The organism is Streptomyces sp. MBT53, from assembly GCF_016654115.1.
GTDB lineage: Bacteria > Actinomycetota > Actinomycetes > Streptomycetales > Streptomycetaceae > Streptomyces.
In genome coordinates this window covers 1-21,756 of the sequence record NZ_JAEQAZ010000193.1, presented here as the reverse complement: position 1 = coordinate 21,756, position 21,756 = coordinate 1, and the positions used below count along the sequence as shown (strand labels likewise).

21 protein-coding genes are annotated in these 21,756 nt (G+C 71.6%); 11 read left to right on the top strand and 10 right to left on the bottom strand.

Translation table 11 applies throughout. The features are described from left to right. The 5 genes from JHN45_RS42190 to JHN45_RS42170 form a co-directional block, all read left to right on the top strand. Positions 1-1,826, top strand: a 1,826-nt coding sequence (locus tag JHN45_RS42190) for a helix-turn-helix transcriptional regulator (protein ID WP_201054633.1), incomplete at its 5' end; no start/stop codon positions are given. A gap of 529 nt (positions 1,827-2,355) precedes the next feature. Further along, a complete protein-coding gene (locus JHN45_RS42185) occupies positions 2,356-5,523 on the top strand; it encodes a nitrate- and nitrite sensing domain-containing protein (protein WP_201054632.1) in 3,168 nt (1,055 codons plus the stop codon). Next, positions 5,520-5,957 carry a roadblock/LC7 domain-containing protein gene (locus JHN45_RS42180; RefSeq protein WP_200714321.1) on the top strand — a complete coding sequence of 146 codons (438 nt, stop codon included), beginning with the start codon at positions 5,520-5,522 and terminating at the stop codon, positions 5,955-5,957. The genes JHN45_RS42185 and JHN45_RS42180 overlap by 4 nt, the downstream gene beginning before the upstream one ends. Further along, a complete protein-coding gene (locus JHN45_RS42175) occupies positions 5,954-6,328 on the top strand; it encodes a DUF742 domain-containing protein (RefSeq protein ID WP_200714322.1) in 375 nt (124 codons plus the stop codon). The genes JHN45_RS42180 and JHN45_RS42175 overlap by 4 nt, the downstream gene beginning before the upstream one ends. Then, on the top strand, positions 6,309-6,929 hold the full coding sequence (locus JHN45_RS42170; RefSeq protein WP_200714323.1) for an ATP/GTP-binding protein: 621 nt from the start codon (positions 6,309-6,311) through the stop codon (positions 6,927-6,929). Before JHN45_RS42175 ends, JHN45_RS42170 begins: the two co-directional genes overlap by 20 nt. 48 nt (positions 6,930-6,977) lie before the next feature. Here the strand turns inward: JHN45_RS42170 and JHN45_RS42165 are convergent, their stop codons facing one another. Beyond that, positions 6,978-7,421, bottom strand: coding sequence for a DUF4232 domain-containing protein (locus JHN45_RS42165; RefSeq protein WP_307783342.1), 444 nt, complete (start codon positions 7,419-7,421; stop codon positions 6,978-6,980). On the opposite strand from JHN45_RS42165, the gene JHN45_RS53590 reads away from it, so the two are divergent. Continuing rightward, positions 7,393-7,716: a hypothetical protein gene (locus tag JHN45_RS53590; protein WP_236584704.1), complete on the top strand. Its 324-nt coding sequence runs from the start codon at positions 7,393-7,395 to the stop codon at positions 7,714-7,716. The genes JHN45_RS42165 and JHN45_RS53590 overlap by 29 nt on opposite strands. A gap of 202 nt (positions 7,717-7,918) precedes the next feature. Here JHN45_RS53590 and JHN45_RS42160 read toward each other — a convergent pair whose 3' ends face one another. From JHN45_RS42160 to JHN45_RS42140, 5 genes are all read right to left on the bottom strand, one after another. Beyond that, positions 7,919-8,410 carry a hypothetical protein gene (locus tag JHN45_RS42160; protein ID WP_200714325.1) on the bottom strand — a complete coding sequence of 164 codons (492 nt, stop codon included), beginning with the start codon at positions 8,408-8,410 and terminating at the stop codon, positions 7,919-7,921. A 52-nt stretch (positions 8,411-8,462) separates the two neighbouring features. After that, a complete protein-coding gene (locus tag JHN45_RS42155; protein WP_201054631.1) occupies positions 8,463-9,359 on the bottom strand; it encodes an NAD(P)-dependent oxidoreductase in 897 nt (298 codons plus the stop codon). 102 nt (positions 9,360-9,461) lie between these two features. Continuing rightward, positions 9,462-10,892, bottom strand: coding sequence for a hypothetical protein (locus JHN45_RS42150; protein ID WP_374195673.1), 1,431 nt, complete (start codon positions 10,890-10,892; stop codon positions 9,462-9,464). Between the two features lie 37 nt (positions 10,893-10,929). After that, on the bottom strand, positions 10,930-11,322 hold the full coding sequence (locus JHN45_RS42145; protein WP_201054630.1) for a MazG-like family protein: 393 nt from the start codon (positions 11,320-11,322) through the stop codon (positions 10,930-10,932). Between the two features lie 35 nt (positions 11,323-11,357). Beyond that, positions 11,358-11,930, bottom strand: coding sequence for a DoxX family membrane protein (locus JHN45_RS42140; protein WP_201054629.1), 573 nt, complete (start codon positions 11,928-11,930; stop codon positions 11,358-11,360). A 121-nt stretch (positions 11,931-12,051) separates the two neighbouring features. On the opposite strand from JHN45_RS42140, the gene JHN45_RS42135 reads away from it, so the two are divergent. Together JHN45_RS42135 and JHN45_RS42130 are read left to right on the top strand one after the other, a co-directional pair. Further along, positions 12,052-12,378: a nuclear transport factor 2 family protein gene (locus JHN45_RS42135; RefSeq protein ID WP_200714329.1), complete on the top strand. Its 327-nt coding sequence runs from the start codon at positions 12,052-12,054 to the stop codon at positions 12,376-12,378. 73 nt (positions 12,379-12,451) lie between these two features. After that, positions 12,452-13,441 carry an aldo/keto reductase gene (locus tag JHN45_RS42130; RefSeq protein ID WP_201054628.1) on the top strand — a complete coding sequence of 330 codons (990 nt, stop codon included), beginning with the start codon at positions 12,452-12,454 and terminating at the stop codon, positions 13,439-13,441. Between the two features lie 43 nt (positions 13,442-13,484). Here JHN45_RS42130 and JHN45_RS42125 read toward each other — a convergent pair whose 3' ends face one another. After that, a complete protein-coding gene (locus JHN45_RS42125; protein WP_200714331.1) occupies positions 13,485-14,237 on the bottom strand; it encodes an ABC transporter ATP-binding protein in 753 nt (250 codons plus the stop codon). A 130-nt stretch (positions 14,238-14,367) separates the two neighbouring features. Further along, entirely contained in the window at positions 14,368-15,831 is a 1,464-nt protein-coding gene (locus tag JHN45_RS42120) for an ABC transporter permease (RefSeq protein ID WP_200714332.1), read from the bottom strand. Between the two features lie 275 nt (positions 15,832-16,106). On the opposite strand from JHN45_RS42120, the gene JHN45_RS42115 reads away from it, so the two are divergent. Next, positions 16,107-17,285, top strand: a complete 1,179-nt coding sequence (locus tag JHN45_RS42115) for a D-alanyl-D-alanine carboxypeptidase family protein (protein ID WP_200714333.1) — start codon at positions 16,107-16,109, stop codon at positions 17,283-17,285. Between the two features lie 217 nt (positions 17,286-17,502). On the opposite strand, the gene JHN45_RS42110 is transcribed toward JHN45_RS42115, so the two are convergent. Both JHN45_RS42110 and JHN45_RS42105 read right to left on the bottom strand, forming a co-directional pair. Next, entirely contained in the window at positions 17,503-18,261 is a 759-nt protein-coding gene (locus JHN45_RS42110; RefSeq protein WP_201054627.1) for an SDR family oxidoreductase, read from the bottom strand. Between the two features lie 23 nt (positions 18,262-18,284). Then, complete coding sequence (locus JHN45_RS42105; protein ID WP_201054626.1) at positions 18,285-19,283, bottom strand: Gfo/Idh/MocA family protein; 999 nt, start codon at positions 19,281-19,283, stop codon at positions 18,285-18,287. An 87-nt stretch (positions 19,284-19,370) separates the two neighbouring features. Here JHN45_RS42105 and JHN45_RS42100 point away from each other — a divergent pair, with 87 nt between their 5' ends. Further along, positions 19,371-20,660, top strand: coding sequence for a multidrug effflux MFS transporter (locus JHN45_RS42100; RefSeq protein ID WP_201054625.1), 1,290 nt, complete (start codon positions 19,371-19,373; stop codon positions 20,658-20,660). Further along, a partial coding sequence (locus JHN45_RS42095) for a serine hydrolase (RefSeq protein WP_201054624.1) occupies positions 20,612-21,756 on the top strand: 1,145 nt, incomplete at its 3' end. The genes JHN45_RS42100 and JHN45_RS42095, both read left to right, overlap by 49 nt.

The window sequence follows — 21,756 nt, the reverse complement described above, 5'->3', positions numbered from 1 at the left end:
GCCGGCCGACCGGTGTTGCCAGCGGGTATTTGGCAACACCGGTCGGCCGGCGTGTTGTTGGGGGGATGGTCATCGAGCACGACGGATTCGGCGCGGAGTTGCGCCGGCGCCGCATCGCGGCCGGTATGTCGCTGAGCGAGCTGGCCGGCAAGGTGTATTGCAGCCGCAGTTTCCTCAGCCGTGTCGAGAACGGGCGCCGCAGGGCGTCACTGGAGTTGGCCCAGCTGTGCGACGAAGTCCTGGGCGCCAGGGGGGCGTTGGCAGGCCTGGCAACACCGCCCGGCTCCGACGCGCCGCCGAGGGGTGTTCGCGGAGAGACGGTACGGCTGGTCAAGTCCCCCGTGAAGGACGGGCGTTCGGCCACGACGCACGAACGGGCCGAGTTCCTGCGGCTGTTGCGGCGCGGTGATCTCAGCCATGCCGCCGGCGAGATGCGCGAGGCGGAACGGCACTACACGGCCGCCTATCGCGGCGCCGCCGGGGACCCGCGGGCGCAGGCCGAGGCCGTGATCAGGCTGGCGCGCCGCTGGTCCGACCCCGGGCAGGTCGACCGCGAACTGATCCAGTCCATCAAGGGGTGCCTGGCCGCGCTGGAGGGCGACGGCGGCACCGAGGCCGCGGGGCTGCGGCTGCGGCTCGAAGCGCATCTGGCGAAGAAGATGGCCCTGGCGGTCAGCCAGGACACGGCGGCGGGGCTCGCCGGTCCCGCCGAGGGCGCCCGGCTCGCCGAGGACACCCTGCGCCGATTACCCGAGGACGGCGACGACGAGGTGCGCTGCGAGGTCCTCACCGAATGCCGGTGGGCACGTTACGACTTCATGAGCGCGCCCGAGTCACTGGACCTCTCCGAGCGGCTGCGCGAGGCCGCGGCCCGGCACGACTCGACGTACTTCCGCGGTGAGGCGCTCATGGCCGTCGCCATCGACCAGTTGCGCAACGGCCGCATCTTCAGCGCCCTGGCCACCGCCAACCAGTACCGCAAGCACGCGGCGGACACGCAGAGCGCCCTGGCCCTCTGGCAGCGGCACACCCTGGACGCCCTGCTCGACCTCTGGCACGGCCGGTTCGACGCCGCCGCCGAGTGGATCTTCGTGGAGTCCCTGAAGTTCATCGAACTCCTCCGCGCCGACTACGCCGTACCCGCGGACAACCTGACGCAGACCCGGCTCGGCCAGGCCTACTGGCTGCTGCGCCAACAGGGCCGTCTGCACGAGCTGTTCACCTCCGATCTGGCCGGCGACGTCGAGCGCCACGCCTACTTCCCCGTCTGGCGGGCCGGGCTGGCCCTCGCCCTGTGCGAGACCGGGCAGCACGCCGAGGGGGCGGATCTGTTCCTCGGCTGTGTCGCCGACGTCGACCGGTTCCCGCCGTCGGGTTGGGCGGTGCCCGCGCTGGTCCTGCTGGCGGAGGTCTGCGCGGCGCTGGACCTCGAAGGCGGATTCGAGGCCGAGTTGGCGCAGGCGGTGCCCTCGGTGCGGGCGCGTCTCGCGCCGCACGACGGCGGGCAGCTCGCCCTGGGCGGCTGGCCCAGCGTCCTGGTCGGCCCGACCGCCCGGGCGGTCGGGCTGCTGGCGCTGGCGGCGGGGGAGCCGGAGACCGCCCTCGACCGCTTCCGGCAGGCGGCGGTCCCGGCCCGCTCCTCGCAGCCCGAACTCGCCCGCCTCCGCCTGGCCCAGGCCCGTGCGACGCGCCGGGCGGGCGGTCCGGGCAGCGAGCCGCACGCGGTCCGGCTGCTGCGGGAGGCGGCCCGCGGGGCGGAGACGTACGGCATGACATCGCTCGGGGCGCAGACCCTGGCGTTGCTGGAGGCGCCGGGGCGGGCGTGAGCAACGGTCGCGGAAACCGGTGGAGTTGGTGTGCGCGGACGGTGTTTATGCTGTGAACTAGGTCACATTGGCGGTGGGTCCGGGCGCCCCGCCCCACCGCTTCCGTCGCGTCCCCGACGTCACCCGTGCCACCCTCTGCCCCGCACTTCACCCAGGGTAGTCAGCCAAAACGTCTTCGTGGGCGGGCGGCTGGGCGGGAGGGCCGCCGGATTGTCTACGCGCATAGTGTACTGAACGCCCTAAACGGCTCTGCCTGGAGTGTTTGTGGGGTCCCTTGACCCGGGTCGGATGGCTCGGTTTCATAACTCACCAACTGCGCGGGGGGCTCGGGCGCCCGTCGGGAAACCGCAGCCCGTCTTTGGCGTACGTGCCGTGCTACGCCGCCAACTCCCCAGTCTGTGCAGGCGTGTTGACGTATGCCCGCGAGTTTCGACGCGTCACGCGCCACCCCGGAAAGGAAATCACCGGTGTCGCAGTTCCTCACCGCAGCCCTCCTCCATCGTCGCGCCGTCGGACATCGGTGGGTGAAGTGAGCAGACACCGGGACACGTCCGCGCAGAAGGCACCCGGTACGGGGCGCGGGCGCAGTATTCGCGCCTCGCTCATCACGCTCGCGGTGGTGCCGGCGGCGGCGATGGTCCTGCTCTGGGTCAGTGGTTCCTTCGCGCTGTTCGACCAGTGGCACAAGGCCAACCAGGAGGGGCAGCCCGCGAAGACCACGTACGCCCTGGTGCCCGCGATCGGGGAGTTCCAGAAGGAACGGCAGCTCACGGCAGTGGTGTTGTCGTCGCACGGCGGCCGTGCCGCGCTCGACGCGCAGCGGCGCCGGACCGACGCCGTGCTCGCCGGTTTCCGCAAGGCGGACGTCGCTTCCGGGAGTGACGGATCGACGCAGTACCGGGCCCAGTTGGCGACCGTGCGGAGACGACTCTCCGACCTGGTTGCCGAACGGCTCGCGGTGGACGCGGGGAAGAGCAGTCGGCAGCATGTCTACGCCGTCTACTCCGACACCGTGACGTCGGTGCTGAACCTCTTCGGGACGCTGAACACGGAGGCCGGCGACGCGGCCACCGCGGCCGGAGCCAGCCACGCTCTGGCGTTCCTGCGCGGAACGGAGGCGCTGACGCAGGAGGAATCGATCCTCGACGGCGTCGCCTCCTCCGGGAAGCTGACCGTCCAGGAGCGGGCGGCCCTGGCCTCGGCCGCGGCGGTTCGGGGTTCGGTGCTGTCCAACGAGGTCGAACCGTATCTGCCCGTGGATCTGGCGGCGGCACTCGGAACGGCCATGGGCGGGCAGAACGGGGACGCCATGGCGGCCTTCGAGACAGCCGTCAACACGGCGACCGCGGCGCACGACGGCACGATCGACGTGGCGCGCCCCGCGGCTGCCCGAGCGGCTGCCCCGGGGCAGGTGTCCGCCGCGGTGCAGGCCGTGGAGGGGCAGTTCCTTGCACAGGTCACCAAGGACGCCGCGCACCGGACCCACATGGTGCTCATGAAGGCGATATGGGGCAGTGTCGTCGCGTTCGTCGCCGTACTCGCCATCGCCCTGCTGTCCTGGCGCATCACCCGCTCCCTCCTCGGCCGGATGTCCGGCCTGCGCGCCGAGACCCTCGAACTGGCCGAGGAACGGCTGCCCGAACTGATCACCCGGCTGCGCACCCAGGGCAAACGCGCCGAACTCGACGACCTGCCCGAACTCGACTACGGCACTGACGAGTTGGGCAAGGTCGCGGAGGCCTTCAACAGCGCCCAGCGGACCGCGGTGAGCGTCGCGCTGGAACAGGCCTCGCTGCGCGAGGGCGCGCGGCTGGTCTTCCACAACATGTCCCGCCGCATCCAGCTCCTGGTGCACCGTCAGCTCACGGTCATCGACTCCATGGAGCGCAAGGAGCAGGATCCCCAACTCCTCGCCGACCTCTACCGCGTGGACCACCTCGCCACCCGGATGCGGCGCAATGCGGAGAGCCTCACCGTGCTCTCCGGCGCGGCTCCCCGGCGCCGCTGGAAGCACGCGGTGCCGCTCGCGGACCTGCTGCGCAGCGCGGTCTCCGAGATCGAGGGCTACACCCGCGTCGTCGTCGAACCCCTCCCGCCCATCGCGGTGTTGGGCCCGGCGGTCGGCGACACCATCCACCTCATGGCCGAACTCATCGAGAACGGCGTGACGTTCTCCCCGCCGCACACCGAAGTACGCGTCCGCGCACTGCCGGTGGCACAGGGATACGCCGTCGAGGTCGAGGACCGGGGGCTCGGCCTCGCGGTGGACGAGTACGCGGCGGCGAACGAACTCCTGCACCACCCCAAGGACTTCAGCTTCACCACGCTCGGCGAGGACCCGCGCCTCGGCCTCTTCACGGTCGGCCACCTCGCCCAGCGCCACGGCATCACCGCCAGCCTCCAGGCCTCGTCGTACGGCGGCTCGCTCGCCGTCGTCGTACTGCCGCAGGCCCTCACGGAGCCGGTCGCCGACGGCGTACCGTCCCCCCTGGACGCCCGCGCGGAACGCCACCTGGCGTCGGTGGCGGGTTCCCCCACCGACCCGTTCCCGGCCCCGGGCCAGCCCACCGGCCCGGTCGGCGGCCCGCCCCGCGCGGGAGTGACGGCGGGCGGCATGCCGATGCGCACCCGGCGCACACGGAACGCCTCGGCGGCGGGCCCCGTCGTCACCGCCACGACACCGCCCCACGAGGACACGCCCCCCTACGACGCCGCACCGTCCCGCGAGACCGCGCCCTCCTACGAAGCGGCGCCTTCCCACGAGACCGGGCCCTTCGCCGGCTCGCGCGCGGGGGACGCCACGTCCGAGGGGCCGCGCACGGGAGATGCGCCGACGCCGGGTGGCCTCCCGTCCGCGGGTTCGCGCGCGGGAGACATGCCCTCCGGGGGCTCTCGCGCCGGAGACATGTCGTCCGCAGGGTCCCGAGCAGGGGACCTGCCCTCGACCGGTTCCCGAGCGAGGGACCTGCCGTCCACGGGTTCCCGCATCGGCGAGATGCGGGCCCTGGGGTCCCGCAAGGGGGGCACGCCGTCCCAGGGTTCCCGCATGGAGACGCCGTCCACCGGTCTTCCCGCAGGGGAGACGCGGTCCTCGGGCTCCCAGGCGGGGGATGCGCCGTACGAGGGTTTCCGCACCGGCGAGATGCCGTCCCTGGGATCCCGCGCGGGGGACAGGCCGTCTGCGGGCTCCCGCACCGGGGAGACGTCGTCCTCGGGGTTCCGTGCCGGTGAGATGCCGTCCGCAGGACTTCACGCCGGAGACACGGCTTCTGTCAGTTTCCGTCCCGGCGGCGGTGTGCTGCCGGGCGGTTCCCGTCCCGGCGGTGGCGCGTCGTCGCTCGGGAACCGGGGCGGTTCCGGGCGGCTGCCGCGGCGGGTGCGGCAGGCCAATCTCGCGCCGCAGTTGCGGGACCGGGTCGTGGAGGCCGACGGTGACCACGGTCCGGGGCGGGAGGCGGAGCGGCGGCCCGAGCAGGCGCGGTCGATGCTCGCCGCGCTCCGGGACGGCACCCGCCGGGCCCGTGCCCAGGAGGAAGTGCCCATGCCCGCCTGGCCGTCGGCGATGGGCAGGGAAGGCTCCGCGCCCGGCCGTCCGGCAGCCCCGCAAGACGAGTTCCCGCCGGCCACCTGGCCCACCACCCCGCCCGAGCGGCGTCAGCTGCCCACCCGTCCCCGTCCGACAAGGAACAACCCATGACTGCGCCCAACACCACGCACGGCGGACTGGCCTGGCTGCTGGACAACCTGATCGAGCGGATCCCCGAGACCCTGCACGCCATCGTCCTGTCGGAGGACGGGCTCCTCGTCGGCTCCTCCGAGAAGCTCGCCCAGGAGGACGCCGAGCAACTCGCCGCCATTTCCTCGGGAGTTCACTCGCTCGCGCTCGGCACCAGCCGTCACTTCGGCGGCGGCCGGGTGCAGCAGACCGTCATCGAGATGGACGACCTCTTCCTCTTCGTCACCACCGCGGGCGGCGGCGCCCGGCTCGCCGTGCTCGCCACCTCCGAGGTCGACGTCGGCAACGTCGGTTACGAAATGACCATGGTCGTACGGCAGGTGGGGCAGTTCCTCAGCGCGGCCCCCCGGTTCCCGGAGTACAGCGGTGTGCCCTTCGCGGGTGAGCATGAATGAGACATTGGTCGGAGGAAGATCCCTGGGAGGACGAAGACCCCGCGCTGCTCGTCCGCCCGTACACGGTGACCGGCGGCCGCACCCCGACCGCCCACTCCGGCATCGAGCTGATCACCCTGATCAGCACGGTCCGGCCACCCACCCGCGACCAGCGCCTGCAGCCCGAACAGAACCGGCTGCTCGCGCTCTGCCGTACCCCTACGGCGCTCGTGGAGGTCGCCGCCCGGCTCGATCTGCCCGTCGCGGTGATCCGGGTCCTCCTCGATGACCTGCTGGACAACGAACTCGTCTCCGTCTCCCCGCCCACCGCGGCCGGTACTCCCGACGCCCGTTTCCTCCAGGCAGTGATCGATGGCATTCGCAGAATCTGACCGCCGCGCCACCACCGTCGCGCCCAACGCCGCCACGGCCAAGATCCTTGTCGCGGGCGGCTTCGGCGTCGGCAAGACCACGCTCGTCGGCGCGATCAGCGAGACGACGCCCTTGCGCACCGAAGAACTCATCACCGAGGCCAGCGTCGGCATCGACAACCTCGCCGGCGTCGAGCAGAAGACCACGACCACGGTCGCCATGGACTTCGGCCGGATCACGCTGAGTTCGGCCCTCGTGGTCTATCTCTTCGGCGCCCCGGGCCAGGACCGGTTCTGGTTCATGTGGGACGACCTCTCCCGCGGCGCGCTCGGCGCGGTCGTGCTCGCCGACACCCGGCGGCTGGAGAGCTGCTTCCCGTCCGTCGACTTCTTCGAGCACCGCGGCATCCCCTTCGCCGTGGGCGTTAACTGCTTCAACGGCGTCTGCGAGGAGGACCCCGAGGAGATCCGCACCGCCCTCGACCTCGCCCCCGACATTCCGCTCGTCCTGTGCGACGCCCGCGACCGGGAGTCGGTGAAGTCAGTCCTCCTCGCCCTCCTCGAACACGTCATGCGGGGCCTGGCGGCGGAGGCGTCGGGCGACCACCGCCAGTCGGTGTAGCCGCACGGCCGGGCATCCGGTCGTACGGCCAACCCTGCGGTCGTACGGTCAGGAGGGCTTCGTCGCTGTCACGGCGGTCGCGGTCAGCGTGCCGTCGCACTCCGCGAACTGCCCGTCCTCAAGGGCGACTTGGTGTTTCCCGGCGCCGGGCAGTCCGATCACCATCGTCGGGTAGATCACCGGCGCCGACCCCGACTCGCAGTAGCCGTCCCCCTCACCCTGCACCTGCACGAAGGTCAGCTTCAGCCAGGCCTGGCCGCCGGGCGACAGCTTCACGGGGGAGGCGGAGCCGGTGGGGGTGACCTTCAGGGGGACGTTGAGCTCCGGGGAGCCGTTCGCGGCGCCGGCGACCGTGGGGTGGCCCTGGAGGACGCACGACTTGGCGGTGGTGTTGGTGAACTGGACGATCGCAGCCCCGGTCCCGGTGCCCTGCGGCCGGTCGGCGGCCTGGTAGGCGATCGCCTTGAGCGAGGCCGCGGCACACGTCTTCACCGCGGTGCCCGCGGACCCGGACGACCCTGTGGACCCCGTGGAGCCGGAGGTCCCCGTGGATCCCGTGGATCCCGTGGATCCCGTGGATCCGGACGATCCCGTGGATCCGGACGATCCCGTGGATCCGGACGATCCCGTGGATCCGGACGATCCCGTGGACCCGGAGGCACCCGTAGAACCGGAGGCACCCGTAGAACCGGAGGCCCCCGTGGAGCCGGAGGAGATGGGGGAGGCGGTCGCGGTCGGCGTCTGTGACGACGACCCGTCGGACCCGGTGTCCGTGTCGCCCGGCTGACATGCCGTCATCACCAATGCCGCCGACAGCGCGGCCGTCGCCATCGCGGCCCTGCGGATGCTGCTCTTCTGCATGACGTCCCCCGAGTTCGGTTCGTGCGACCGGACGTGCCGGCATTTCGGCGGGGGAGACGGATCAGGGCGTACGCCCGGTTTCTTCTGTACGTTCGCTGTGTCCTGGCTGTGACGAGATCAAGGCCGGATCAGGACGACTCGGTCGGCTGCATGACCGCACGGGCCGCGTCGAGGAAGGCCAGCCGGTTGTCCTCCAGGTAGTCCCGCACGCTCTCACCGTCGGGCAGGCCCCACCACACGGTCTGGTTGAGGTCGAGGAAGTACCGGCGAGCCGCCTCGTGCACCGGGAGCGGGAACTGGATGCGGACCAGCCGTTCCACGACCCAGAGCCGGTTCATGACGTCCTGGGCCGTGAGCTTCCACGGGGTCGTGTCGTCCCACTCCGGCGGCCGGGCGAAGGCCACCCGCTCCGCCTCGGCCCCGACCTCGACGAACCGCTCCAGCAGCGCGAGCCGCTCCGCGCGCCGGGCTTCCGCCAACTCCGTTCGCTGGTGCCGCTGTTGAGCGCGCTCGGCGGACCGCTGGGTCGTGAACTGGACGAGGAAGGACAGCACGCCGCCGAGGACCACGCCGCCGAACGACGTGAGGGACAACCAGACCTGACCGGACACGGCGGCCATCGTGCCATGTCCGGGGTCTCCAACGCCCGCCCCTCACCGGCAGGTTGGCCCGTCAGTCGGTCGGCTTCTCCGCATCGAAGCTCGCGAAGTACGCCGCCGCCATGTCCTCGTCGCCGTGCCCCTGTGCCGCCGCCCGCGCGAACCGTTCCGCGCCCGCCGCCGCCACATCCAGCCGGACGCCGTTCGCCGCGCCCGCCTGGACGATCAGGCGGGCGTCCTTCTCCGCCGTCGTGACCGCGAAACTCGCCGGAGTGAGCTGGTTGTTGAGGATCGCGGCGGACTTGGCGTGCAGGTAGCCCATGTCGAGGGGGCCGCCCGCGATGAGGTCGAGGAAGTTCTGGGGGTTCACGCCCAGGCCCTTGGAGAGGGCCAGGGCCTCGCCCGCCGCGTTGGTCACGGCCAGCACCCAGCTGTTGGCGACCAGCTTCAGGCGGGTCGCGGTGGCCGCCGCGCCGTCCTCGCCGACCCACATCGTGCGGGCGCCGACCGCGTCGAAGACCGGGGCGACCGTCGCGCGGCCGGACTCCGGGCCCGCCGCCAGGACCGTCAACTGACCGGCCTCGGCGGGCTGGCGGGTGCCGAGCACGGGGGCGTCGTAGAAGACCAGCTCGTGGCGGCCGGCGAACGCGGCCAGTTCGGCCACCGATTCCAGGCCCGAGGTCGTCGACTGGATCCACGCGGCGCCGGGGCGCAGGACGGGCGCGGCCTCGCGCATCACATCGAGGACGGTGTCGCCGTCGTAGAGCATGGTGAGGATCACGTCCGTGTCGCGCACGGCCTCCGCCACGGTGTCGGTGACGTGCGCGCCGTCGGCGGACAGCGGTTCGGCCTTGGCGCGGGTGCGGTTCCAGGCGCGGACGGTGTGTCCGGCGCGGGCGAGGTTGCGGGCCATCGCGGCGCCCATGATGCCGGTGCCCAGGACGCCTACGGTGAGCTTCTCGGTGGTCATGACTCGGCTTTCGTCCTCGACGGTGTTGTCGGGGACCAGGGTGCCAGGGTGCCGCGCGCCCGGCCTCCCGACCGGGCGCGCGGCACTGATCGGCTTCGTCCGTCAGCCGGTGACCGTGAACCAGGTGGCCCGCGACTTCTGCCACTCCGGGTGCGTGAGGTCCTTCGCCTCCGTGCCGTCGCCGTACAGGTCGGCCGCGCCGTCGTCGGTGATCAGCTGGGCGCGGGCGCCCGCCGCCGTCAGGTCCGGCACGTCGACGACCGCCTCCCATGCGCCCGGGTCCGTGGTCGGCAGGTCACGCAGCTTGACCGGCCTGTCGGCCGCGTTGCCGGTCCAGGAGTAGAGGGCGTACGGGTCGGAGTTGTCGTCGGCGGCCCAGGAACCGGCGACGATCAGATACTGGTTCGCCGCGTTCTTGCGGATGTCGCGCACCGAGAGCCCGCCGAGGTCCAGCTCGATCGGCGTGCCGAAGGTCGCGGCGGTGCCGTTCGCGACCACCTTGTCGATGTTGGTGACGGGCACGAGCAGCGCCTTGCCGCCCGCCACCGCAGGGGCCAGCGGCGCGCGGAAGCCGACGTACGCCGTGGTCGTCGAGCCGGGCGCGAACTCCAGGCCCTCCACGTTGAATCCGTCGATCTCCTTGGGGATCTCGCCGTCCGCCGTGCCCGCCGCGAAGCCGTACCTGTTGCCGTTCGCCTTGTCCCAGGCGACCAGGTTGTCGCGGAGCTTGCCGTACGAACTGCCGTAGGAGAGCGTGGTGTTGGCGCCGGTGCCGGTCACCTTGGTGGTGAAGACCGTGTTGCGGGCGGCCTTGTACTCGCCGTCCTTGTTGTTGCCCAGCGAGCCGGTCCAGTAGATCGTGTCGCCGACGCGGGCCGCGCCCTCGATGTCGATCTCCTTGTCGACGCCGATGTCGTCGCTGAAGTCCCAGGTCTTCAGCGGAGCGCCGGACGCCGAACGGTCGTACAGGCGCAGGACGTTGGACTCGTCGTCCGCCACGACGACGTAGCCGCCGCCCACGTCGACGGCGGCGGAGGCGTCGCTGGAGCCGGTCAAGTAGCGGGTGTCGGCGGGCTGTTGGACCGCCGCCGAGGCCGCGTAGTGCAGGGTCTTCGTCGCCGTCTTGCCGCCGAGGCCGGTGACCTTCACGGTCAGGTCGGTGTAGCCCTGCGCGGCTGCCGCCACGGCGAGTTGACGGGTGGCGCCGGTGCCGGTGACGGTCACCGCGCTCGTCGATGCCACGGACGTCTTGCTGCTCTTGCTCGCCGCGACCGTCAACGCGCCGACGTCCGCGCCGCTCTGGGCGACCGTCACCTGGACCGTCGGGTCGCCGACGGCGCCCACCGCGCCCGAGAGGTAGGTGGCCGAGAGGGAGATGGTCGGTGTGCCGTAACTCGCCGCGTGCGCCTGGGTGTCGAAGCTCAGGCCGAGGGCGGCGAGGGCGAGGCAGGTGCCCGCCACGGCGACCGTCCTGCGCCCGTTGGAGAAAACCCCGTTGGAGAAAACTTCGTTGGAGGAAACGTAGTCCTGCACTGGGACCCCTTCGTCGGCTCGGTGTCGACGAGAAGGCTCAGCGGATCTCACCAACTCCGCGCGGCCCGGGCAGGTCTTGGGGGTGAACAACGGCGGACGGGCCGAGGGAGCGTTCCCTGACCCGGGCCAGGTGACGGGTGAAAACCTCCTGCGTGTCGGGGGTCAGCGTGCGCAGCGCGATCAGCGCGGTGATCACGACGTCGCACAGTTCGGCCTGGACGTCGTCCCAGGTGTGGGTGACGCCCTTGCGCGGGTTCTGACCGGTCACCCCGATGACCGCCTCGGAGACCTCGCCGACCTCCTCGGACAGTTTCAGGATGCGCAGGAGGAGCCCCTCCCGGCCGTCCATGGGACGGTTCGTGTCCACCCAGGTCCAGAGGTCCTCGATACCGGTCCAGAGCCCGGCGGGCTGGTCCTTCTGATCACTCATGGACCCAGCCTGCCATCAGGTCCCTGCGCGTCGGACTACCCCCTGCTGCCGAAGACCGCGTCCGCCTCGTCGAACAGCGCCTCCTGCCCGAACTCCGCCGACTCCCGCACCCGCCGGTTCCGCATTCCGACCACCACGGCCGTAGCCGCCCCGGTCACCGCGAGCGCCACCGGGACCATCCAGCTCCGGTTGACCGCGTGGCCGAGCGCGTGGTCCAGGGAGATACGGCCCGGCCCTGTGATCGCGAGGCCGGCCGCGGTCAGGGCGAGGGAGGCCGCGTACTCGTAGCCGCCGGCCGCTGCGAAGAAGCCGTTGGGCACGCTCACCGTGGCGGCGCCGACCATCGCACCGGCCGCCGCGGCGCCCGCCGCCGGGGTCGCCAGGCCCAGTGCCAGCAGGGCGCCGCCGCCCGCCTCCGCGAGGCCCGCCATCGTGGCGCTCTGTCTGCCGGGGGAGTAGCCCATCGCCTCCATGGCCGCGCCGGTGCCCTCGATGCCGCCCCCGCCGAACCAGCCGAACAGCTTCTGCGAGCCGTGGGCGGCCAGCACACCGCCGGTACCCAGCCGGAGCAGCAGCAGGCCCAGATCTTGTCGGTCGTAACAGGTCACGGTGACTCCCTGGACGGACGGCGGGGACGGTCCCTCCACCGTCGCACCTCCGGCCTGCGGCGGGCCCGCCCAGACCGCCGTTCGGGTGGCGGCCCCCGGGGAACGGTGTGAGTCTGCCCGCATGACGATTCAGCCAGCCAAACTCAGCGATCCGTCCGTCCGGGCCTTCGTCAGTGCCGTCAACGCCCATGACCGCGACGCCTTCCTGGCGCTGCTCGCGCCCGGCGCGACGATGGCCGACGACGGCTCCGACCGCGACCTCGACGAGTGGATCGACCGGGAGATCTTCTCCTCCCACGGCCACATGGAGGTCGACCGCGAGTCGAACGGCGGCCGGGCCCTCGTCGCCCGCTACTCCAACGACGCCTGGGGCGAGATGCGCACCCGGTGGAGCTTCACGGTCGGCGAGGACGGCAGGATCGCCCGCTTCGAGACCGGGCAGGCGTGACCGCCGTAAAGGCGCCGCCCCGATGTAAAAACCCTTGCCTTGGTGTGCACTCCAACTCCTAGTGTCCGCAGGCATGGAGACGAACAGCAGGACTCTCGGACGCACCGGCATCGACGTGAGCGCTCTCGGCTTCGGCTGCTGGGCCATCGGCGGGGAGTGGCAGGACGCGAGCGGGCAGCCGCTGGGCTGGGGCAAGGTCGACGACGAGGAGTCCGTACGGGCGGTCCGGCGCGCCCTCGACCTGGGGGTCACCTTCTTCGACACCGCCGACACCTACGGCGCCGGGCACAGCGAGCGCGTGCTCGGCCGCGCACTCGGCAAGCGCCGGGACGACGTGGTCCTCGCCACCAAGTGGGGCAACGTCTTCGACGAGGAGACCCGCACCCTCACCGGCTCCGACGACTCCCCGGAGTACGCCCGCCGCGCGCTCACCGCGTCGCTGGAGCGGCTGGGCACCGACCACGTCGACCTGTACCAACTGCACCTGTCCGACGCCGACTTGGGGCGTGCCGCCCAACTCCGCGACCAGTGCGAGGAGTTCGTGAGCGAAGGGCTGATCCGGGCCTACGCCTGGAGCACCGACGACCCCGCGCGTGCCGCCGTGTTCGCCGAGGGGGAGCACTGCGCGGCAGTGCAGCACGCGGCGAACGTGTTCCAGGACGCGCCCGAAATGTTCGCGCTGTGCGAGGAGTTGGGGCTCGCGAGCATCAACCGCAGCCCGCTCGCCATGGGCCTGCTCACCGGCAAGCAGGCCGCCGGGCGGACCCTGGAGGCCGGCGACATCCGCAACACCCCGCCCGTCTGGATGCAGGGCTTCAAGCAGGGCGCCGGGGCCGACGAGGACTGGGTCGCCCGGGTGGACGCCCTGCGCGAGATCCTCACCTCCGAGGGCCGTACGTCCGCCCAGGGCGCCCTCGCCTGGCTGTGGGCCCGCAGCCCGCGCACGGTGCCGATCCCGGGGTTCCGCTCGGTGGCCCAGGCCGAGCAGAACGCGGGCGCGATCGCGAAGGGGCCGTTCACCGCCGGGCAGTTGGCCGAGATCGACCGGGTGCTCGGGAGGTGAACGGCCCCTTCGGGACCAGCGGACCTGGGGTCCACGGGAGGGCTCAGTAGCCCTGGTTGCCGTACTGCGCGAACTGCTGGTCGGCGTCGCTCCGCTGGGGGGCGAACTGGCCGGTGCCGCGGCCCTGTTCGGTCAGCGTGATCTGGCCGGCCTTGATGGTGGCCAGGCGCGGGGCGCGGCGGGCGATCGACGAGTCGTGGGTGACCATGATGAAGGTCAGCCCGTACTCGTGCCAGAGGCCTTCGAGCAGGCCCATGATGTCGTCGCGGGTGCCCTCGTCGAGGTTGCCGGTGGGCTCGTCGGCGAGCAGCACCTTCGGCTTCTTGACCAGCGCGCGGGCGATCGCCACGCGCTGCTGCTGACCGCCGGAGAGCTCGGACGGGGCGTGCTTGAGGCGGTCGCCCAGGCCGACCGAGGTGAGGGCCTCCGCCGCCCGCTCGCGGCGTTCCGCCGGCTTGACGCCGAGCGGGACCAGGGCCGTCTCGACGTTCTCCTGCGCGGTGAGCGTCGGGATGAGGTTGAAGGACTGGAAGATGATGCCGATCTTCTCGGCCCGAAGCCGGGTCAGCTTGGCCTCGCTGATGGTGGCGAGGTTGACGTCGTCGAGTTCGACACTGCCCTCGGTGGGGCGGTCCAGGCCGCCGATCATCTGCAGCAGCGTCGACTTGCCGCCGCCGGTGGGGCCCTGGATGACGAGCTGGTCGCCGTCCTCGATCGTCAGGTCGACGCCGCGCAGCGCCTCGACCGTTTCCTTGCCCCGCGTGTAGCGCTTGGTGACGCCGGTGAGCTTGTACATGGGATCTCCGTCGATACGTCCGTGAAGAAGAAGGGAGTTGGGGCGCCGCCTCCCGGGGGGAGTGGAGGCGGCGCCCCGGATCAGGGGGTGCGGCGGCCTGTGACAGCGACCGCTCCGCGGCAGCCGCGTCCTACGACACGCTGCGCAGGGCGTCCGCCGGGCGCATCCGGGAGGCGCGCCAGCCGCCCATCGCGCCCGCGATCAGACCGCCGGTGACGGCCAGGCCCACCGCGAGGGCGATCGTGGTCAGCGAGACCGGCGCGTTCAGCGCGATCTCCAGGGTGTTGGTGGTGGCCTGCCGGCCGGGACCGCCCTGGCCGCCGCCGGGGCCGCCCTGGCCGCCACCGCCGGTGCTGCCGAGCTGCGCGGTCAGCTTGGGGCTGATCGCGGTGACCGTGTAGGCCGCCGCGAGACCCAGCGCGATGCCGAGACCGCCGCCGATCAGTCCGTTGACCATGGACTCGCCGACGACCTGCCGGGTGACCTTGCGGCTCGGCCAGCCGAGCGCCTTCAGGGTGCCGAACTCACGCACCCGGCGGGACACGGCGGAGGAGGTGAGCAGCGCGGCCACCAGGAACGCGGCGATCAGGACCGCGATGGACAGCCACTTGCCGACGCTGGTCGCCAGGTTGGAGGCGGTGGACAGCGAGCCGGACACGGTGGACGCGAGGTCGGCGGAGGTGGTGACCGTCGTACCCGAGATGTTCTTCTGGATCGTCGACTTGACGGTCGAGATCTGCTTGGAGTCGGTCGCCTTGACGTAGATCGTGGTGACCTTGTTCTTCGAGTCGCCCAGCGTCTGCGCCTGCTTCAGCGGCAGGTACACGTCGACCGTGGACTCGCTGCTGTTGGGCGTCGCGACGCCGATGACCGTGAACTTGGTGCCGGAGATCTTGAAGGTCGAACCGACCTTGTACTTCTTCGACTTGGCGTAGGAGGCGCTGACGACGGCGACCTTCGCGTTGGTCTGCGCGGTCGTGAACGTCTTGCCGGAGGTGATCTTCGACGTGGACAGCGGGCCGAGCGTCTGGTTGGTGACGTCGATGCCGGCGACCGAGTACGAGTTCACGTTGAAGTTGGCGCCGCCGCCCTGGACCTGGGGCGCGCCGGTGCTGCTGGTTCCGCCACCGCCGCCGGGGCCGCCCTGCTGGGAGGAGCCGGAGGTGGTGGAGGACTTCGCCTTGCCCTGGGTGAAGGAGCCGTCGACCTTGGTGACGTTCAGGGTGAGCGAGCCGACCGCGCTGGACACGCCCTTCTGCGCGGCGACCTTGGTGACCAGGGAGGACGCGAGGACCTGACCGCCCTGCGTGTTCACCCGGTCCGAGCTCTGCGAGCTGCTGGTGGAGGTGCCGCCGAACTTGAAGCTGGGACCCTGCGAGCTGCCGGCCTTGGGAGCCGACTGCGCCTTGGTCACGGTCATGTCAGTTCCGAGACCGTACAGGGACTTGAGGACCTTGTCCTGAGCCTGACTCATGCCGGCCGACACCGAGTTGACGGTGATGACCAGCGCGATACCGAGCGCCAGACCCATGGCGATGACCAGGGCCGCCTTCTTGCGCCGGCTCAGCTCGCGCTTGAGATAGATGCCAAACATCCCATTCCCCAAAGGTTCTTGGCGCCCGCTGTGGGCGCGGCCACAAGCTATGGAGAAACCTTTGAGTCGACCTGAGTAAAGGATGTGTCTGGCCTGAGAAAAAGACGCCCGAAATCAGAATTGTGTCAGACAGCTCATTCCTAAGCTGCGGAGGGCTTCCTGCCAGGAAACCCCAGTTCAATGGCGTGTTGGTGTGGGGTGCCGCGCGTTCGCACCGGCTTCTTTTCGCCACCCCCGCCGTGCACTGTCCGCCCCCGATTTTGTACGGTCCCCGGATGCGCGATTCCTCTCGGCTCACCCGGCGTGCCGCCCTCGGTCTGACCGCCGCCGCCCTTCCCGTGGCGGCGGCCGCTCCCGCGTCCGCGGCGACAGCGATCGGCGGTGAGCGTCTGGCCCGCGACGGGATCCAGACCAGTGGTGCCACCGGTCTGCCCAAGAAGCTCACCGCCCGTTCCTGGCTCGTCGCCGACCACAAGACCGGTGAGGTGCTCGCCTCGTACCGCGCACATCAGCGTCTCGCGCCCGCGTCCACGCTGAAGATGCTGTTCGCCGACACCGTGCTCGGGAAGTTCGAGCGGACCCGGACCTACCGGGTCACCGACGCCGATCTCGCCGACGTCCCCTCCGGCTCCAGCATGGTCGGCGTCAAGCCCGGCATCACCTACACCGTCCACCAGCTGTGGCAGGGCGTCTTCCTTCGCTCCGGCAACGACGCCGTGCATGTGCTGTCCCACATGAACGGCGGGATCGCCAAGACGGTCGCCGAGATGCAGGCCAAGGCGAAGGATCTCCAGGCCCTGGACACCCATGTGGTGAGCCCGGACGGCTTCGACCACCCCGGGCAGGTCTCGTCGGCGTACGACCTCACCCTCTTCGCCCGGCACGGCCTGCACGACGACGACTTCGGCGCCTACTGCTCCACCAGGACCGCGAACTTCCCGGCCGGCGGCAAGAAGACCTTCCAGATCCAGAACACCGACCGCCTGCTCACCGGCGCCTACGGCCTGCGCCCGTACACGGGCATGATCGGCGTCAAGAACGGTTACACCAGCCACGCCGGCAACACCTTCACCGGCGCCGCCACCCGCGACGGCCGCACCCTTCTGGTCACCGTGATGCACCCGGCCAACGGCGGCAACGAGGTCTACAAGGAGACCGAGGCACTGCTCGACTGGGGCTTCGGCAAAGGGAGTTCGGCCAAGGCGGTGGGCACGCTGGTCGACCCGCTGAGCGAGGGCGGGGCGAGCGCGAGCCCGACGGCGTCGGGGAAGGGCGCCAAGGGTGCTCCGGGGGCCACGGGCGCTGCGGCCTCGTCGGCGGACGGTACGTCGCCGTGGCATCTGCTGGAGGGCGCGGCCGGGACGGTGGTCCTGCTCGCGGGCGGCGCGTTCGCGCTGCGCAAGCGGCGGGCGGCCGTAGCGGCGGCGAAGTCCCGTGAGGAAGACGGGAGTTGAACTGTGCGACAGTCGTTCCACCGCCCGGTGTGACACCTCGCGGTCCCACGCGAGGCCCACCCCCACCCGGGCGGTGGAACGACTGTCGCCTCCCCCCTCGGGTTGGCTGCGGAAGCTCAGTGCTCCAACTGTGAAGCTTTGGTGGAGAAGAGTTGAGCATAAGTCAGTAACCGGGCGCAATGGTGCGGACGGTCAAATTCCGTTTGTGCAACTTGCCTCAGCCACGGCCCACATACGGCATCGACGTCGCCAACACCGTCGCGAACTGCACATTCGCCGCCAACGGCAGCTCCGCCATGTGCCGCACGGTGCGCGCCACATCCGCGACATCCATCACCGGTTCCGGGGCTACCACCCCGTTGGCCTGCAACGCCCCGGTCTCCATCCGCCGCGTCATGTCCGTCGCCGCGTTCCCGATGTCGATCTGCCCGACCGCGATCGAGTACGGCCGCCCGTCCAGCGACAGCGACTTGGTGAGCCCCGTCAGCGCGTGCTTGGTGGCGGTGTAGGCCACGGAGTGCGGCCGTGGCGCATGCGCGGAGATCGACCCGTTGTTGATGATCCGCCCGCCCTGCGGCGCCTGCTCCTTCATCTGCCGGAACGCGGCCTGCGCGCACAGGAACGCCCCGTTGAGATTGGTGTCCACCACATGCCGCCACGCGTCGTACGGCAGCTCCTCCACCGGCACCCCACCGGGCCCGAACGTCCCCGCGTTGTTGAACAGCAGGTCCACCCGCCCGAACCGCTCCACGGTCGCCGCGAACAGCCCGGCCACGTCCTCCGGCCGCGCCACATCCGTCGCCACGACGAGGGAGGCACCCTCGGGCACCAGCGCGGCCGTCTCCTCCAGCGTCCCGGCGCGACGGCCGGCCAGCGCCACCGACCAGCCCGCGCGCAGCAGTTCCACGGCGACCGCGCGGCCGATCCCGGAGCCCGCGCCGGTCACCACGGCGATCCTCGATTGCTCAGCGTTCATGGACCGCAGCCTATGAGCCGGGTTCAGCCCTCCTGCGGGTACCGCACCCCGATCCGCTCCCGCACCGCGTCCAGCGTCCGCATCACCGCGAGGGTGCCCTCCAGCGGCACCAGCGGCGACTCGCTCTCACCGGCCCGCAGCGCCCGCATCACCTCGGCCGCCTCGTGCCGCAACGTGTTGCGCGGCCCGTCCGCCGGGTCGAGCACGAACTCCTCGGGGTCACGGCCGTCCCGGTGCAGCACGAACCGCTCCGGGTGGAAGAAGCCGTCCGGGATGTCGATCCGCCCCAGCGAACCGGTCACCGACGCCGAGGTCCCCGTACCGCCCACGATCGAGCAGTGCAGCGCCGCCAGCGCGCCGCTGTCCCAGGAGAACAGCGCCGCCGTCTGCAGATCGGCGCCCTCGGCGGAGAGCACGGCCGACGCCTTGATGTCGGCGGGCTCGCCGAGCAGCAGATGCGCGAACGACACCGGATACACCCCGAGGTCCAGCAGCGCGCCCCCGCCCTGCGCCGGATCGCGCAGCCGGTGCGAGGGCGGGAACGGCCCGGCGAGCCCGAAGTCGGCCTGGACGGTACGCACTTCACCGATCGCGCCATCATCCACGAGCGCCTTCAACCGCCGTACCAGCGGATTGCAGTACATCCACATGGCCTCCATGAGGAAGCTGCCGCGGTCGGCCGCCAGCGCGACAAGTTCGTTCGCCTCACGGGAGTTGAGGGTGAAGGCCTTCTCGACGAGCACGTTCCGCCCGGCCTCCAGACAGAGACCGGCCGCCGCGCGGTGCGCCGAGTGCGGGGTGGCGACGTAGACGACATCGATGTCCCCGTCCGCCGCCAGCGCGGCCCAGTCGCCGTAGGCCCGCTCGATCCCGAACCGGTCCGCGAACGCCTTCGCCGACTCCTCCGTCCGCGAGGCCACCGCGACCACCTCGGCGTCCGGCAGATCCACCAGCGCCGCCGTGAACGCGGCGGCGATCCCACCGGTCGCCAGGACTCCCCAGCGCACGTTCTCTTCCGTCATCGCGGCCCCACCCTCGTTCACCAGACCCTCGGCACCCTGTACGAGCTGAGAGCATAGGTGGCGGACCAGCCAGGGAGGGAGGGGCACATGCCCGAGCAGGAGGCGCAGGCACCGGCCGCGCAGCAGTCCGCCGTACCGCCGTCGTCGCTCAAGGCGACCCGCCGAGCGGGCCTCCTCGTCATTCTCGTCCTCGGCGGCCTCACCGCGACCCCGCCGCTGTCGATGGACATGTACCTCCCCGCGCTCCCGGCGGTCACCCGCGCCCTGCACGCGCCCGCCGCGACCGTGCAGCTCACCCTCACCGCGTGCCTCGCCGGCATGGCGCTCGGGCAGCTGGTGGTCGGCCCGATGAGCGACCGATGGGGCCGCAGACGCCCCCTGCTGACCGGCCTCGCGGTGTACGTCGTCGCGACCGCCCTGTGCGCGGTCGCGCCGAACGTCGAGTCCCTGGTCGCTTTCCGCCTGCTCCAGGGCCTGGCGGGCGCGGCCGGAATAGTGATCGCCCGGGCCGTGGTCCGCGACCTCTACGACGGCGTCGCCATGGCCCGCTTCTTCTCCACCCTCATGCTGGTCTCCGGGGTCGCCCCCATCGTCGCGCCGCTCGTCGGCGGCCAGATCCTCCGGGTGACGGACTGGCGGGGCGTGTTCGTGATCCTGACCTTCGTCGGAACGGCCCTCGCGGTCCTCGTCTGGACCCGCCTCCCCGAGACCCTCGCCCCCGCCGACCGGCACGTGGGCGGCACCCGCGAGGCCCTGCACTCCATGCGCCGCCTCCTCGCCGACCTCCCCTTCACCGGCTACATGCTCACCGGCGGCTTCGCCTTCGCCGCCCTGTTCGCCTACATCTCCGCGTCCCCCTTCGTCGTCCAGGAGATCTACGGCGCCTCACCGCAGACCTTCAGCCTGCTGTTCGGCGTCAACTCGGTCGGGTTGGTCGCGGTCGGCCAGATCAACGGCAAGCTGCTGGTCGGCCGGGTCTCCATGGACAAGGTGCTGGGCGCGGGCCTGGCGGTGGTGGTAGCGGCGGCGACGGCCCTGCTCCTGATGGCGACGGGCGCGTTCGGCGAGGTGGGCCTGCTGCCGGTGGCCACCGCCCTCTTCGTCCTCATGTCGGCCATGGGCGTGACCCTCCCCAACGCCCAGACCCTCGCCCTCATGCGCACCAAGCACTCCGCGGGCTCGGCCTCCGCCCTGCTGGGCACCTCGTCCTTCCTCATCGGCGCGGTGGCATCCCCCCTCGTCGGCATCGCGGGCGAGCACACGGCCGTCCCGATGGCCGTCGTCCAACTGGTGGCCGCACTGGTGGCGGTGGCCTGCTTCGTGGGAATGTGCCGACCCTGGAACACCCGTACGACCCCGGAGGGAGTGGGCAGCTGAGCGCCCCCAGACTGCGCAGCGACACACCGGAACGAGCGGGCCTCGACCCCGGGGAGCTCCGTCACCTGATCCGCGAGGTCCACGCCCTCACCACCGGCGACCGCCCCTGGGCGGCGGGCACCGTCGTGGTCGCCGGCCGCGGCCCGGTGATCGCCGTGGAGGAGGCGGCGGGCTGGGCCGTACGGTATGCGGCCTACGACCCCGAGACGGACCGGGGCGTGGAACTCCCGCCGACCTCCCGCGTCCCGATGACGGTCGACACCCCCTTCGACCTGGCGTCCCTCACCAAACTCTTCACGTCCGTCGCCGCGATGCAGCAGATCGAGCGGGGCACCCTCGGCATCGACGCCCGCGTCGGCGCCTACCTCCCGGACTTCCGCGCCGCCGCCCGCCACGACATCACCGTCCGCCAGCTCCTCACCCACACGTCCGGCCTGCGCCCCGAACTCCCGCTGTACGACTGCGCGGACGACGCGGAACGCCTGGCGATGCTGCGGGCCGAGGCGCCGGTGGGGGAGCCCGGCGAGTATCTGTACTCGGACCTGAACCTCCTCCTGCTCCAGTTCGTCCTGGAACGCGTCAGCGGACGCACCCTCGACGTCCTCGTCCACGACGGCATCACCCGCCCCCTGGGCATGACGTCCACCGACTTCGGCCCCTGCCCCGGCGCGGCGGCCACCGAGGACCAGCGCCGCCCGTGGGCCAAGGCGGACCGGGGCATGCTGCGGGGCGTCGTCCACGACGAGAACGCCTGGGCACTGGGGGGCGTGGCGGGCCACGCCGGCCTCTTCTCGACCGGCCGCGACCTGGCGGTCTTCTGCCGCACGCTCCTGGCCGGGGGCTCCTACGGCCCCGCCCGCATCCTCGGCGCGGACTATGTGGAGCTCCTCCTGACCCCGCCCGGGCTGGGCTTCGGGGTCGATCAGGCCTGGTTCATGGGGGAGTTGGCGGGGCGGGGAGCGGTGGGCCACACGGGGTTCACGGGAACGTCGCTGGTACTGGATCCGGCGACGGACACGTTCCTGGTCCTGCTGGCGAACACGGTGCACCCGCGGAGACGGGGGCCGGACAGCGGGCCCAGGGCGGCGGCGGGGAC

Bases quoted from the DNA above. Each gene is read 5' to 3' on its own strand.
- JHN45_RS42115 (WP_200714333.1), top strand. From the start codon at position 16,107: ATGCGCGATTCCTCTCGGCTCACCCGGCGTGCCGCCCTCGGTCTGACC.
- JHN45_RS42110 (WP_201054627.1), bottom strand. From the start codon at position 18,261: ATGAACGCTGAGCAATCGAGGATCGCCGTGGTGACCGGCGCGGGCTCC.
- JHN45_RS42135 (WP_200714329.1), top strand. From the start codon at position 12,052: ATGACGATTCAGCCAGCCAAACTCAGCGATCCGTCCGTCCGGGCCTTC.
- JHN45_RS42175 (WP_200714322.1), top strand. From the start codon at position 5,954: ATGAGACATTGGTCGGAGGAAGATCCCTGGGAGGACGAAGACCCCGCG.
- JHN45_RS42130 (WP_201054628.1), top strand. From the start codon at position 12,452: ATGGAGACGAACAGCAGGACTCTCGGACGCACCGGCATCGACGTGAGC.
- JHN45_RS42105 (WP_201054626.1), bottom strand. From the start codon at position 19,283: ATGACGGAAGAGAACGTGCGCTGGGGAGTCCTGGCGACCGGTGGGATC.
- JHN45_RS42170 (WP_200714323.1), top strand. From the start codon at position 6,309: ATGGCATTCGCAGAATCTGACCGCCGCGCCACCACCGTCGCGCCCAAC.
- JHN45_RS42145 (WP_201054630.1), bottom strand. From the start codon at position 11,322: ATGAGTGATCAGAAGGACCAGCCCGCCGGGCTCTGGACCGGTATCGAG.
- JHN45_RS42100 (WP_201054625.1), top strand. From the start codon at position 19,371: ATGCCCGAGCAGGAGGCGCAGGCACCGGCCGCGCAGCAGTCCGCCGTA.
- JHN45_RS42160 (WP_200714325.1), bottom strand. From the start codon at position 8,410: ATGGCCGCCGTGTCCGGTCAGGTCTGGTTGTCCCTCACGTCGTTCGGC.
- JHN45_RS42155 (WP_201054631.1), bottom strand. From the start codon at position 9,359: ATGACCACCGAGAAGCTCACCGTAGGCGTCCTGGGCACCGGCATCATG.
- JHN45_RS42180 (WP_200714321.1), top strand. From the start codon at position 5,520: ATGACTGCGCCCAACACCACGCACGGCGGACTGGCCTGGCTGCTGGAC.
- JHN45_RS42120 (WP_200714332.1), bottom strand. From the start codon at position 15,831: ATGTTTGGCATCTATCTCAAGCGCGAGCTGAGCCGGCGCAAGAAGGCG.
- JHN45_RS42125 (WP_200714331.1), bottom strand. From the start codon at position 14,237: ATGTACAAGCTCACCGGCGTCACCAAGCGCTACACGCGGGGCAAGGAA.